This window comes from Paenibacillus assamensis DSM 18201, from assembly GCF_000422445.1.
Taxonomy (GTDB): Bacteria; Bacillota; Bacilli; order Paenibacillales; family Paenibacillaceae; genus Paenibacillus_B; species Paenibacillus_B assamensis.
Window position 1 is genome coordinate 337,790 of sequence record NZ_AULU01000006.1, and the last position, 13,740, is coordinate 351,529.

Consider the following 13,740-nt stretch of genomic DNA (forward strand, 5'->3'; position numbering starts at 1 on the left):
AAAAGTAGATGCCTGCTGCCTCTTGAAGTCTTAAATGACTATGGAGGCAGCTTTTGCTATGTATAGGAATTACATAGCAGCATAAAGTTAACATAATAATAAATATGTTAATATAAATAGATGAATGTACCCTCTTGTACAAATCAAAGCGAAACTCCATTTTATACAAGCTAGTTGATCCACATTGTGGTAAAATGTGAATGGTTCATACGTACTAGGCAGCTAGATTCATACGGAGGGGTAAATATGAGTAAAAAGAAATGGGTTTCAGGAATCGTCGCAGTGCTTATGCTAATCACCATTTTTCTTGACGGTAATGCAGTTGTGGCAAATAAGTCAAATGCAAAGCCCGCACCAATTGTAGTACATGAGGAAAGCACGGTGGAGTGGAACAAGCGGTTTACATTTATCGGGGGAGATACTTCTTATTTTACAAAGGACAAGATGCTCTACGTCGATTACGAGGTAGTTAATGAAGCATTCAATCTTAATTTGGTTTACGATGCTTCTATGAAAACTCTTACTCAAGATAAGGGATCTACACAAGCGGTGCTTCAATTAGGATCAAATAAGATACTGCTTAACAATGTAAGTGTAAATGTTTCTCATCCAGTGAGCAGTGCAAAAAATAGCATCTACGTTCCTATGGTAGCGATTGAAAAGATTGTCAATGGTAAAGCGAAATATGTACAACATACAACTCCACTTATGCCAGATAAGCTAGCGATTGACAATTCCATGAAGCAAGTGATGAAGCAGCGAGATAGTAACTTGGACAAGGCTTTAGCGGCTTTAGATAAGGCGAACCAGAGTTATGAAAATGCTGTGAGTGAAAACCGCTATGATATCGAAGGTGAACTTAGACATGGTTTCAGTAATACGATGCTGTGGGGAACGGCGAGATCATTAAGCAGTCATCAGCTTGGTGACCTATCAAATTCCAACAATATCGTCATTCTTAATCCAGACAAGAGTAACATGACGGGTGACTGGTATTCTGGTTATCATTACTATGTTAAAAAGGGAACCGCATATAACCGATATAATCAGAAAGTTCCCGTGTTTTATTATGGTGGTCCTTCAAAAGCCATTCAAAAAAATATTGCAGCAAAGAAAAAAATCGTAGATAAAGCTAAAGCGAATGTAAAAACGTACGTAACACAATATAATGACACGAGTACAAAATGGGTGGACTCCATTTATAAGCATTACAATGCAAAAGGCGGAGCAAAGAATCCTCAAGTACTTGCACAAATGGTCATTCATTTCAATCAACTTTACGAAGCGACGGAGATTGAACTGTTCAAAAATAATAAGGACCGTTTACATAAGCAATTGCTTAAGTCGAGCCAAGTGAACTACTGGTTGGCAGATCATATTTTACAAGAGCATGATTTCGAGAAACGGTTCACTAGCTTGTTAGCTAAAAATAAAGGGGCGGCATTAAGCGTGATCTATTCCGCACAAGATTTCAAAATGGCTGCCTTCAAATTGTATGCGGCAAAGCATTATCCCGAAGCGATGTCTGCAGCTCAAATCGCTAGAGCAAATGGTATTAATACGAATGATCTTATAGAGAAGATCAGCTATCATTGGGAAGATCCTAATCAACCACTACTTCCTGAGCAGAACAAAGAAGAGTACGAAGCATTTTTGAAAGAACAAGAACAAGAGAGAATCAATCAGGAGAATGAAGAAAAGCGGATTAAGCAGGAGAAAGAACAAGAACGTACTTCGTTTGAAAAATGGGGACAAGAGTATACGGCGTTGCTTAAACGATTCAATCAAGATTTCACTACGAAATATGGAAATATGGAATATGTGAATGGGCTGAGCTACCAACAAAAAACGGATCTTGCACAAGAAATTGTTAAAGTTTATAAGCAGCCAATGTTGTTAATGGAGACACGACTTGCGGCCTTCAAGTATGAATCGACAGATGCTATGAAAGATAATTTAAGTAATTTGAAAAGTGCGATTGAGCAGCTATCAATACTCGGCGATGAAGAGAAAACACGCATTGCTACGGCTCATCTAGATCTGGCGATGTTTACTGCGGGACTTATCGAGTAATTAGTAAGTAGATATGAGCAATCTTCTGATGGTATTTTACTTATTTTTGTAGAGCAGTGGGCAGACCTATCTGATATAACAGATAGGTCTTTTTTGTATGTTAGGAAAGTTACAATATCCGCTGCAACGTGATAAATCGGTCAAATATAATTATTAACTGGAAAAAAAGTTGATGCTTGTAAATTCCTTATGCTGTAAATAGAAATGAAGAAATAAACATTGGGAAGAATGAAGCATTACAATATCTCATAGACGATATAGATGGTCAAGAGCAACCATTAATAACTTCTGCATTTTGGGGGACTGATGCTAATTTTTATTCAATAGATTCTCACGAGAACTTTTTAGAAAATGGTGGGCATTTATTGGAGTATCAATCCATGGATTTTGAGGAATCTTTAGAGTCTTGGGAAGAGTACTATGATATGTCACCTGATCATATTGAATTGTTAATGTCACTATACAAACGAAGGATATCTCATCCACAAGAAACCATTGTTTTGTCAAAGAGAGAAGTACAGTTGATAGGGACGGGTGATGAAGAAGGATTAAGTGGAGCAAGGAATCATTCGGGGAGATGAATATTGTTTGGAAATAATGCATTCTAAAAATCTCAAGATGATTTAATCAACAATGGTCATTAAGGTAATACAGTGTGCGTAAATCGCTGATACTATATTCTAATTTTTACTTATGCAGTTCCAGAGACCTGTCAGACTACAGATGGGTCTCTTTCTTTTATTTAGGCAAGGCAGAAAATAGCGAATAGGTATTTGATGTCGAGTCGAGAAAGTTAACATTTTCTGATAAAGGTAAGGCATAAGATAGGTAAGGGCGATAAAGGTAAATATAAAATAATGTTAACATAATATTTTATATGTAAATACATTCGCAATTTATTATCTTTATGTTGTTATCATATTGAATTTTTTTCAAGAGAGGGGTAGTCCTTATGAATGCCAGTCGCACGGCAAAGCTGGAAGTATGGTATGACAGTTGGTGTCCTTTGTGCCAACAAATTCATAAGCGACTGTTAAAGCTGGATTGGTTCAAGTCCCTTCAGTTTGTATCGATACGCGATCCGGAGCTAATAACGAAGTTGGAGCAGTATGGTGTAAGTATCGAAGGGGTTGAAAAGGAACTGCATGTTAGGTGGATAGCATCAAATACGATTCAGTCAGGGATCCATGCGGTTGCCTCCATTACGAAGCTGGTGGTTCCGTTATGGCCATTGTATCCGTTGCTTACGCTGCTTGCCAAAACGGCAGCTGGGAAGAAGATCTATAATTGGATTGCTGGGGGCAGGATGATCATCCCGGTGGGGCATTGTACAGATGGTCTTTGTCCGTTGAACAAAAAGTAGTCATTGTGGTGCGTGGATATGTACTACCCTTTGATATGAATTTGTCTTTGAATGCTAGCTCGACAGGTTTGCGTATGAATATATGCAGAATTTTGTAGAAATATGTCATGATTACCTTCCCAATAATGGAAGATGTATGTTACATTTGACTCTATACTAGCGATTCCAGAACAGGAAGGGGCAAACGATGGAGGCAATTGAACGATATTTGGAACGGTTATCTCAACGGCTGGGTTCATCAGATGAGTCCTCTTCACTCGTACTAAGAACTAAAAAGCAGCTGTATATGTTATCCCGTGACTACACGATTCGCGGTTATAGTGTCGAAGAAAGTGCTGCAAAAGCAATTGAAATGATACAATGTGATCCTATTCTTAGAGAGCGAACGAGCAGCAAACAACAGACTCCGTTATGGGCACTGATTGTAACGTTTATTGGATTTAATATTGTATTGTTTCTTGTGTTTCATGGTCATTTTGGACTAACTGATTATCTGTTACCGCTCATTAGTGCTGTGACAATACCATGGGTTGTGCTGCTATTAATGTCAATTGGTTGGTCTTGCTTATTAACCGTTGTCGCATATAGATATCGTAAGCATCACGCCTACGCGGCGCTCTTTAGCAGTGCGATTATTGCATATATTAGTTTTCTTTGTTCTTTATATATCATTGTTGTTATTAATATTATCATGTGTGTGTATTTGTTACGAAAATATCGTACATGGCAGCCTGCGGCTATCGCAATTATTATGCAAGCAACACATGATCTTACTGTTCGTTTATTTCTATGGGTGAATCTAGAAACCAATGAATTTATTCCTGTCCCTGACCTCTCCTTACCATACATTCTCCAATATTCTATCCTTGTCTGGATCATCCCAATACTGCTTTTACCCTTGCTTCATGCTGTATATATAAGATACATCCCAGCTCGCATTGAATGATAACATGCATTCTCCTTCTGCGATAGCGCGAGTAATGCAGTCAACAGTGCTGAAAAGATATAAAGAAGGATAAGGTAATTGATCGTAATAAAATTGTATTCTCATTAGATCTGACCACATCATAATAGTGAATGATCTAAAAGACCGGTTCGATTGAACCGGTCTTTACCTGTAAATCCATATTATTTAGTAGTAACTAAAGGATGCTCCGCGTCTAGCAGAGTAGCAGCTCGTGCATTGCTGCGAACTTGTGCTTCATCTTTGCAGCCTGGGATAACGGAAGCGACAGCAGGGTGACGAAGACACCAAGCCAATGCCCATTGCGCCATCGGCACATCTGCTGGAACTTCATTTTGCTGAATGAGCGTAACTTGTTTTAACGTTTCGTCTAGTTCAATGCCTTCATTGCGTTTTCTTACATCGTTGTCGGCAAAGGTTGCACCTGGTTTGTACTTTCCGCTTAAGAAGCCACTCGCCAATGGTACACGAGCAAGTACGCCAATATCGTCTGCTTCACATGCAGGGAATACCTCTTGTTCAGGTTGACGCTCAAGGCGATTGTACACAATTTGAATCGTGCTGGCGCCTACGGAAAGGGCACGTGTTGTTTGATGCATACTGTTGCTCTTGTTTAAAGAAATACCGAGGTGTCTTATCTTTCCTGACTCGACTTGCTTGTCCAGCAGCGTCCATAGATCATCCTGGTCGAAAGCTTCATCGCTACCAGAATGGAATTGATACAGATCGATATAGTCTGTCTTCAATGCAAGCAATGATTTGTCCAATTGAGTGAGCACATGCTCCGCATCAAACCGATCTGTACGATTCAAATGGGAGTGGAATTGGTGACCGAATTTCGTTGCAACGACCCAGTCTTCACGCTTATCACGAGCTAGAAAATTCCCAATGAGGGACTCGGATAAATGGTCTCCATAACATTCCGCCGTATCAATAAAATTAATGCCTTCTTCTTTTGCTGTATGTAATACTCGATCTGCCTCTTCTTGGGTATATTGATGACCCCATTCACCACCAAATTGCCATGTGCCGATACCAATAGCAGATACGTTAAGTTCTGTTCTACCTAGTCTGCGGTATTGCATAGTTACACATCCTTTCTGTTTCTTTACGCTTCAACTTGATGTCAGTCTTGCCTATATTCATGTTACCACATGATGGGCAGGAGTTATACTTTCATTAACCTTGGCTGGAGAAACGAATCAACAGGGATGTACCAGCAACTCGTTCATTACAAACGATATCTCAGAAATATTTTAGAATAAATTGACAATTCCGTTTTGATAGATCAAAATAAGAGAGTAATATTTTTACATAGAAAAGATAAACGTAACACAGGAATAGAGGTGATCCATTGCTTCAAAATGATTATGTTGAAAGTGTTCATTGCTGTAATAATGTTCAATTGTATAGTAAATATCTTTATAAAGGTTCACCGAGTGTTGTATTTATCGCAGGGATGGGCGATAGCTGTGAGACATGGAAAGACATTCAAGATCGTATATCTATAGAAACATCGACATTTTCCTATGATAGAGCGGGATTAGGTAGAAGTCAGGCTGCCTCGGGACTGAGGACGTGTCGAGATCTAGCTGATGAGCTTTCTCAATTGTTGTTATCGGTAAATGTCAAACCACCATACCTATTAGTAGGTCATTCTTTTGGAGGATTAGTTGCGAGGCTGTACGCGAGTCTCCATCCACAGCTAATTGCTGGCATCGTTCTTGTAGATGCGGCACCTGCGTACAAAGAGCTTGCTTATGAGCAAGTACTCCCTGAAACGCTGATACAAGGGAATCGAGAATATTATGAAAATCCACTGTTGAACAGCGAAAAAATGGATAAGGTACAGAGCTATAAGCAAGTCACTGAGCATAGCTGCTTAGGTAATATTCCACTCTCCATTATTACTAGGGGGCTGCCGGATATAGGGGAGGGGGAATGGCCGAGTCAAGCTATATTAGAGATCGAACAGAAGCTGCAGCAAGAGGTACAGCGTTTATCAACTTCAGAAGTAAATACATTTCGTATTGCAGCACACAGCGGGCACTATATTCATCATGATGAACCTGAAATTGTAATCGAGGAAATATTAATCTTGTTAAAGGGGATAAACAAGTGAACGATATGAGAGCGAAATTAAAACTGGAGCTAAAACGAATCGAGAAGGAGCAATATCAGCTTCGAGAAGGAGAAAGAATTCAAAATTTCATTCCACTGATGTTGAAGTACATTGGGGATCCTGATTCTGAGTTGCGGGATAATTTAATTTATCCGACATTTTATATGTGGATTCAGGAGGGAAATAAGCTTTCAGAAGAGGAATTACGCAGTTTGTTAGCATTACTGCTTAATAATGAGCATTTGTTCAATGGGATTGGAAGCCAGAACGATCAATCCGTGTTTACAAGGACATTTACGGCTCTAGCTATCGTACTGATCGTACGTCGCCATAGACAACAGCCATTTCTAGATCTCGCTGAATTTCAGCATCTCAAAAAAGAGCTGCTTCGGTATTACGCAGAAGAGAAGGATCTTCGTGGGTACTTAGATGAAGGAGGCTGGGCTCACAGTGCTGCTCATGGTGCAGATATGTTTGTTGAGCTCGTGCAGTGTTCGGAAAGCGATGCAACGGTACAACGAGAAGTGCTTTCCGCAATTCAAGAGGTGTTGTATAACGGTATTCATATCTTTAACGAAGAAGAGGATGAGCGCATTACTAACATCATAGATGTTATGATTGAAACAGAACGATTGCCCCTAGCGGAAATCGTTGAGTGGATAAGCAATTTGGCGCAATGTGCCGACAGACCTAGAAGTCGTGAACAAGTAATTGCGCGAGTTAATAGTAAAAATGTGTTGCGTTGTCTCTATTTTAGAAGAGTTCAAGAAGGGCGTAGTGAAGCTCTACTTACTGCCATTACAACAGCGGAGAATAAGGTAAATAGATTTGCCATAAGTTAAGATGTAATCAATCGATTGGATTCATGTGAAATGATAAGGTAACAACGTCCCTCAAAGCAGCGGGGCGTTTTTTTATAGGTTATATGTTAACGGAAAAAATATTATGTAAACTTAATGACATTAGTCCTTTGTCTACACATAATGTACACAAGCGCGTTGTACGATCAAGAACGTTAAAGAGATATTGAGCCTAACTCCATTCAAGAACAGCTTAGATGAGCAGAGTGTTAAAGATATGATCTGGCTTGTCGAGGGAGGCCTTCTGCACTTGGAAGTTGACCTAAGATAGCCTGACATAATAGATTGAGATAAACAGGAGGAGTGGAGTTATGCAGCGAATTCTATTACTTGACATCTTGAGAGGATTCGCCATCATTGGAACGTTAGGAACGAATATTTGGATATTTGCTTCGGTAGGTGAAATTGATTTCATTACGGGGCAAGCAGGAGTGCCATTCTGGGCTAGTGCAGAGGCGATGGTACAGTCGTTATTTACGCTGTTCGTGAATGGAAAATTTCTAGGGATGCTGACGATTTTGTTCGGTGTCGGGTTAGAAATTAAGCGACGCCAAGCAGAGCGGCAGCTTCGGCCATGGCCAGGCATTTATATTTGGAGCTCGTTTCTGCTGTTTTTAGATGGTCTCATTCATTTTATTCTCGTCATGGAATATGACGTATTGATGAGTTATGCGGTCACTGCTATCATTGTCGCTTATATTGTTAAGCGGAGTACAAAAGCAATCAAATGGGCGATGATCATTGCTGGGAGTATTCATGTTGCGTTTATGATCATGTTGACAATGGCTATGTCTAGTGGGGATGCCACGATGGGGGCGATGGATACAGCTGTATATACGACTGGAAGCTGGTGGGATCAAGTATTGTTCCGCCTTGAACATTTCCTCATTTTCCGTGCTGAAGCGATATTCATCATTCCTATGAACATCCTTCTTTTCTTAACAGGTGTCATGCTCATGCGTTCAGGTGCATTCGCTGCCGATGAAAAGGGTAAAGCCATTCGCCGTAAAATGCTCATCTGGGGTATTGGTGTAGGCGGACCGCTGCATCTGCTAGTTATAGCGAGTCCCGAATTGTTCGCCATGTCCCAGCGTTATTTGTTTGCACCGCTGCTCGCACTTGGCTATATGGCGCTTATTGCGAAGCTAATGGAGAAGCGAGAGGAGAATTGGCTGGCTGCTCGCGTTGAGAAGGTCGGTAAAATGGCGTTAAGCTGTTACATTATGCAAAATATTCTTGCTTCGATTATTTTCTACGGTTGGGGATTAAACTTACATGGGTTCGCCAAAGCACATTTTGCATGGTTCCCTGTTGCCATGTGGCTGCTTATTGTAGTGATCTTAATGATGTTCTCCCATGTATGGCTGCGCTACTTCAAGCTAGGTCCATTTGAATGGGTGTGGAAGCAGATGACGTCGCTTACAGTTAAACCAAAACCAATAGCACCAACGAACAATAAGCATATGTAAAATGTGTAGGACTGCATCGTATCAAGAATTATATCTTGAACGTTAGCAGTCTTTTTCTTGCACCTATCTCGATGAGCAAGCTCCTCCTTTTGCATTTGGCTGTAAAATTAGGTAGATTAAATAGGAGAAGTCTTATGATCATCCGTATCAAAGGACCGAACATCAGGAATGAGGAGCATGTCATCATGTTTAAAGATCGTAAGACATTGTATTATATCGGGCTGTTTATCATTTTTCTTTTGTTATATAAGGTGATTGATAACGCAGAGCATGTATGGGCATGGTTTCAAACGATACTTTCATTGCTCACGCCATTCTTTATTGCGTTTTTTATTGCCTACTTGCTAAGGCCACTCATTAATTGGCTGGAACGTACTGTATTGGCTAAGCTTCGTTTCCAACGCATGTACAGCATGTTAATTGTGTACGCTGTCGTGTTAGGGACAATCGTGCTGGGTTTGACCATCGTTATTCCTACTGTGATTGGCAGCATTACAAGTTTAGTACAAGCGTTGCCTACGTTTCTTATTGATATGGACAAGTGGATGAGGACTAATGTGTTTGAAATGGATTGGTTTATCCAATCTGGTATCGGTAAAGAGGTAGAGGCCTATTTAAAAACGAAAACGACTAAGATCGGACAACTTATACAGAGCAATCTGAATATGCTCGTGAGTGGAATTGTTTCGTTCTCTTCTGTCTTGTTGAATTTGGTCATTGGGCTGATTGTATCTGCCTATTTGCTCGTAGACAAGGAGAAGTTTGCAGCTGGTTCGCAGAAACTTCTGCATGGCTTTATGAGTGATAAGCGCGCGAAAAGTGTTATTGAATATACGAAAAGCGTGGATCGCGTGTTCTCACAGTATTTTGTCGGATTAATACTGGATGCATTAGTTATTGGAACGATTGTATTTATCGGTCTGTTTTTAATGGGAACGCCGTTTGCATTGCTGATCGCTCTGATCGTAATGATAACCAACGTCATTCCGTACGTTGGTCCATTCGTTGGCATGCTGGCTTCTGGCTTTATATTGTTGATGGTGGATCCGTCCAAGGCAATATGGGCGACGTTGTTTATATTTGCGGTTCAACAAATGGATGCTTATTATATAAATCCGAAGATTATGGGCGGAAAAGTAGGCGTCGGCCCATTATGGATCATTTTGGCGGTATTTGTTGGAGGGGGATTATTCGGCATCTTGGGCATGTTCGTAGCTGTACCAGCTATTGCCGTTATTATTACTTCAATTAACTCCTATGTCGATCGTCAAATTGCCTCGAAGTTAGAGCCATAGCTTCCATGATTAAAGCAAAGCGTTCATTCAGCAAGAAATAGGCTGGATGGACGCTTTTTATATTGTCTTCATCCGTTGCAGGAGATCGATAACCTGAATTATGGTGTGAAAGGAAGGGTGATGGTATAATAGTTTCGTCCTAGAAAATAGGATATAATATCATAAATATACATAAGGAGTGACGAAATGTATCTCACACAATGTCCAGCATGTGGTCATAGCGTATCGAGTCAGGCAGAATCTTGCCCGAGCTGCGGTCAACCTTTACAAGCAAAAACAACAAATGGAGGAGGAATTACTTTTTGGGGCGTAGTAGGAGCCGTCATTCTCGCTATTATAATCATGTCATTCGAATAAATGTTGCTATTGGGATAATAGCCATTTTATTATATATCGTTAATAATCAAGTTATGAAGCCAAGCTGGAATGTTTATTTCTTGCATAGCCATTTTAATGATGTGATGGGTGGTCTCCTTATCGTTGCATTTACGAATTTGGCTAGTGCTATAGGTGGGCAGGCTCGCCTGAGCTTGTACAGTGTTTGGCGAATTGTAAGCTTTACGCTTGTGGTAGGTTTGTTCTGGGAATATGTAACGCCATTATACCATCAGGGTGTTTCGGATCCATGGGATGTTATCGCCTATATGAGTGGAGGGGTCATATACTGGGCGCTCGCTCGTATTTGTTTTAAGAGAATAACGAAGCGATTCAGCACAACCAACACGCATGCCCATGTCCAACAATAAGGACTTACGCATGCGTGTTTTGTTGTTCTAGAAATGATGTACAGAATGATAAAGAGATGAGCTATCAGTAACTCTACTTAATATGATACGCTGAAAGATATCGCTCGAGACTGACTGCGAAAGGAGAACGAACGATGAAAATACTTACGACCATTCGTTTAAAAGAAGAGCTAATAGAGGTGTTGTTATCTCGTTACCCAGACATTAACATTCATACCTGCCGTTCGTTACTGGATGTTACGGAAGAGCAGTTGCAAATGACGGAAGTGCTTATTAGCTATTCTACTGGCCTATCAGAAGAGCTTTTGAGCAAAATGCCAAACTTAACATGGATTCAAGTATTTAGCTCAGGCGTAGATGCGCTGCCGTTATCGACAATAGCCAATCGAAATATTACGGTGACTAATGCGCGCGGCGCTCATAAAGTGCCGATGGCTGAGTTTGCATTTGGACTTATGCTGCAAGAAGCCAAACAGCTCATAACGCTGCATGAGCAGCAACAGCGCAATGAATGGAATAGCAAGATTCGTTTTGAAGAATTGGAGGGAAAGACAGTCTGCTTGTTCGGTACCGGAGCTATCGGACAAGAGATAGCGGCACGATGCAAGGTGTTTGGAATGAAGACAGTGGGTATTAATCACTCAGGAAAACAAAGGGAGCATTTTGATCGCATTTATCGATTTGATGCAGAAGAACTTCCATTAAATGAAGCGGATTATATGATTCTTATTGCTCCAGCAACACGAGAAACCGAAAATTGGTTGGATGCTGCTAAGCTGCGACAGCTCAAACAAGAAGCGGTGCTCTTGAATTTAGGCAGAGGAGAGCTTGTCGTAGAACAAGATCTTATACATGCTTTGCAACAAAAGCAGTTCAAGCGTGCGTATTTAGACGTATTCCATGTGGAGCCATTACCCAAGAATTCGCCTTTGTGGCAGTTGGACAATTGTGTCATTACTCCACATGTGTCTGCGATATCGAGTCGTTACAATGATCGCTGTACCGCTATTTTTACAGAGAATGTTAGCCGTCATATGTCAGGAGAGTCACTTATAAATGAAGTAAACTTAGAAGCAGGTTATTAAGTTCATTTAATACAATTTCAATAACATAAATACCGGATGTAATAAGAGTGTCACTACGTCATAAATATGACAAAAGACACTCTTATTTTTTATCTTTATGTAACCAATAAAAAGGAATTCCTTGGTAAAGTAGTTAATCGAGAAGACAAATCATACCAGGCACCGATCAAAATGCGATGAAGCAATATACGAATCAAGCAAGAATGAGGAGGAGTGAAAGAGATGAAACAAGGATGGGGACGTAACATGTTAATGTTAACATTAACATTGACCCTGATCGTACCGCTGCTAGCAGCATGTACGAAGAAAGAAGAAGTAGTGCCACCAGGACAAGAAAGGATTTTACGTATCGGTTTTCAATCAGACTTTGCAAATGATACTACGATTAGGCAGCAATATATTGATGCGTTTGAAATGACGAATCCGAACGTCCGTATTGAGCTCGTTCCTTCTATAAACTATGAGGAGCAAAGATTTGAGCCATATGATCCTAAGAAAAAAGCACCAGATGTTAAAGCAACTTGGAATAAACTATTAGAAGGTGCTAATGCGGTTGATGTTGTCATTGTTAAATCTAACGGCTTCCGACAGCTTGCTGCTGATGGAAAATTAGCGAAGCTGGATGAACGGATCGTGCAGGATAAATTCGACACATCTGATATCGTACCTGTAGTCTATGATGCTCTTAAAGAGCTAGGAGATGGAAACGTATATGGCTTGGCACCTACGTTCAGTTCCAGCGTATTGCTCTACAATAAGAAACTGTTCCAAGATGCGGGTGTAGAGTTTCCTAAGGACGGTATGACTTGGGACGAAGTGTTTACATTAGCAGCGCGCGTAAGTAAAGGTGAGGGAGCAGATCGTAAATACGGATTTTCCTTCTCCCCTTACAATAGTAGTCATTATGCTGATATTAAAAGGGCCTACATTACTCCGCTTCAACTACAAGTGTTTGATAGTAAAGCAGATAAAATGCTAGTAAACTCAGATAAGTGGTTACAAGTGTGGGAAAGTATTTCGAAGCTATACAAAGATAAAATTGTACCAGGGCAAGAAATATGGAATTCGGATAACCCACAGACCAATGAGGGCCCGTTCTCGCATGATTTGTTTATGTCTGGAAGATTGGCGATGACAGTTTCGGATATGAACTATATTAATAGTGAAACGATTCGGGCTATGCAAAATGCAAGTAAAATTAAAAACTTCAAGCCATTCGAATGGGATGTCGTGACGATTCCATTTCATGCTGAGGCACCTCAAGTAAGCGGGCTAGTCGATCTAACGGACATCTTTGCCATCAACGCTAAAGCACCGAATGCAGGAGATGCTTGGGATTTTGTCCGCTATGTGAATGGAGACAATTGGGCGAAAGTTCGCAGCCGCAGCAGTAGCTATGATATGGTAACACGAAAAGCTCATCTCAAGCCGGCTGCAGGAGAGAGCTTCAATATTGCCGCGTTCTTTAGTGGGAAATTTATTATACCTGCAGAGCAAAAATTAAGTGATTTGTATCGTAATAAACAGGACTTATACCTTGTTGACTACCTGGGCGATGAAAAGTTCCTTGAAGTGATTACTAACAAGAAATCAACACAAAGCGCGTTGGCAGAGTGGGAAACCAAGGGAAATGAAATGCTGTCAAAAATTAAAAATGGTGTGTCTATTATGGATGAAGGCAAGTATGGTGTGGAGGGGCCAGGGCATTAACCCAAACCACATTAGGTCTGGATCTAACAGTTGAAATAGTAGCGAGTGAGATA

Annotated in this window: 13 protein-coding genes; 12 read left to right on the forward strand and 1 reads right to left on the reverse strand. The window is 40.5% G+C overall.

Annotation, left to right across the window (positions count from 1 at the left end; all coding sequences use genetic code 11):
* Positions 1–246: 246 nt before the first annotated feature.
* The 4 genes from H580_RS0104495 to H580_RS0104510 all read left to right on the forward strand — a co-directional run bounded on the left by H580_RS0104495 (position 247) and on the right by H580_RS0104510 (position 4,382).
* The gene (locus H580_RS0104495; protein ID WP_028593722.1) at positions 247–2,073 is read left to right on the forward strand and encodes a stalk domain-containing protein; all 1,827 of its coding nucleotides are present in this window, start codon (positions 247–249) and stop codon (positions 2,071–2,073) included.
* A gap of 365 nt (positions 2,074–2,438) precedes the next feature.
* Positions 2,439–2,654 (forward strand): hypothetical protein, encoded by a 216-nt coding sequence (locus tag H580_RS25370; protein WP_169449347.1) that lies wholly within the window; start codon positions 2,439–2,441, stop codon positions 2,652–2,654.
* Between the two features lie 371 nt (positions 2,655–3,025).
* A complete protein-coding gene (locus H580_RS0104505; RefSeq protein ID WP_028593724.1) occupies positions 3,026–3,436 on the forward strand; it encodes a thiol-disulfide oxidoreductase DCC family protein in 411 nt (136 codons plus the stop codon).
* Between the two features lie 187 nt (positions 3,437–3,623).
* Positions 3,624–4,382, forward strand: a complete 759-nt coding sequence (locus H580_RS0104510; RefSeq protein WP_028593725.1) for a hypothetical protein — start codon at positions 3,624–3,626, stop codon at positions 4,380–4,382.
* Between the two features lie 182 nt (positions 4,383–4,564).
* Here H580_RS0104510 and H580_RS0104515 read toward each other — a convergent pair whose 3' ends face one another.
* A complete protein-coding gene (locus tag H580_RS0104515; RefSeq protein ID WP_028593726.1) occupies positions 4,565–5,485 on the reverse strand; it encodes an aldo/keto reductase in 921 nt (306 codons plus the stop codon).
* Positions 5,486–5,754: 269 nt separating this feature from the next.
* On the opposite strand from H580_RS0104515, the gene H580_RS0104520 reads away from it, so the two are divergent.
* The 8 genes from H580_RS0104520 (at position 5,755) to H580_RS23370 (ending at position 13,687) form a co-directional block, all read left to right on the forward strand.
* On the forward strand, positions 5,755–6,522 hold the full coding sequence (locus tag H580_RS0104520) for an alpha/beta fold hydrolase (RefSeq protein ID WP_084508930.1): 768 nt from the start codon (positions 5,755–5,757) through the stop codon (positions 6,520–6,522).
* Positions 6,519–7,364 carry a DUF2785 domain-containing protein gene (locus H580_RS0104525; RefSeq protein WP_028593728.1) on the forward strand — a complete coding sequence of 282 codons (846 nt, stop codon included), beginning with the start codon at positions 6,519–6,521 and terminating at the stop codon, positions 7,362–7,364. The genes H580_RS0104520 and H580_RS0104525 overlap by 4 nt, the downstream gene beginning before the upstream one ends.
* A gap of 329 nt (positions 7,365–7,693) precedes the next feature.
* Positions 7,694–8,851: a DUF418 domain-containing protein gene (locus tag H580_RS0104530; RefSeq protein ID WP_036604544.1), complete on the forward strand. Its 1,158-nt coding sequence runs from the start codon at positions 7,694–7,696 to the stop codon at positions 8,849–8,851.
* 185 nt (positions 8,852–9,036) lie between these two features.
* Complete coding sequence (locus H580_RS0104535; RefSeq protein ID WP_028593730.1) at positions 9,037–10,146, forward strand: AI-2E family transporter; 1,110 nt, start codon at positions 9,037–9,039, stop codon at positions 10,144–10,146.
* 186 nt (positions 10,147–10,332) lie between these two features.
* Positions 10,333–10,503 (forward strand): zinc ribbon domain-containing protein, encoded by a 171-nt coding sequence (locus H580_RS26950; protein WP_084508932.1) that lies wholly within the window; start codon positions 10,333–10,335, stop codon positions 10,501–10,503.
* On the forward strand, positions 10,449–10,892 hold the full coding sequence (locus H580_RS0104540; protein ID WP_028593731.1) for a hypothetical protein: 444 nt from the start codon (positions 10,449–10,451) through the stop codon (positions 10,890–10,892). The genes H580_RS26950 and H580_RS0104540 overlap by 55 nt, the downstream gene beginning before the upstream one ends.
* Positions 10,893–11,026: 134 nt before the next feature.
* Positions 11,027–11,977, forward strand: coding sequence for a D-2-hydroxyacid dehydrogenase (locus H580_RS0104545; RefSeq protein WP_028593732.1), 951 nt, complete (start codon positions 11,027–11,029; stop codon positions 11,975–11,977).
* Positions 11,978–12,199: 222 nt separating this feature from the next.
* Positions 12,200–13,687: an ABC transporter substrate-binding protein gene (locus H580_RS23370; RefSeq protein WP_245583488.1), complete on the forward strand. Its 1,488-nt coding sequence runs from the start codon at positions 12,200–12,202 to the stop codon at positions 13,685–13,687.
* Positions 13,688–13,740: the final 53 nt, after the last annotated feature.

Coding starts and splice junctions, on each gene's coding strand:
- H580_RS0104495 (WP_028593722.1), top strand. CDS start 247: ATGAGTAAAAAGAAATGGGTTTCAGGAATCGTCGCAGTGCTTATGCTA.
- H580_RS0104505 (WP_028593724.1), top strand. CDS start 3,026: ATGAATGCCAGTCGCACGGCAAAGCTGGAAGTATGGTATGACAGTTGG.
- H580_RS0104510 (WP_028593725.1), top strand. CDS start 3,624: ATGGAGGCAATTGAACGATATTTGGAACGGTTATCTCAACGGCTGGGT.
- H580_RS0104515 (WP_028593726.1), bottom strand. CDS start 5,485: ATGCAATACCGCAGACTAGGTAGAACAGAACTTAACGTATCTGCTATT.
- H580_RS0104530 (WP_036604544.1), top strand. CDS start 7,694: ATGCAGCGAATTCTATTACTTGACATCTTGAGAGGATTCGCCATCATT.
- H580_RS0104535 (WP_028593730.1), top strand. CDS start 9,037: ATGTTTAAAGATCGTAAGACATTGTATTATATCGGGCTGTTTATCATT.
- H580_RS26950 (WP_084508932.1), top strand. CDS start 10,333: ATGTATCTCACACAATGTCCAGCATGTGGTCATAGCGTATCGAGTCAG.
- H580_RS0104545 (WP_028593732.1), top strand. CDS start 11,027: ATGAAAATACTTACGACCATTCGTTTAAAAGAAGAGCTAATAGAGGTG.
- H580_RS23370 (WP_245583488.1), top strand. CDS start 12,200: ATGAAACAAGGATGGGGACGTAACATGTTAATGTTAACATTAACATTG.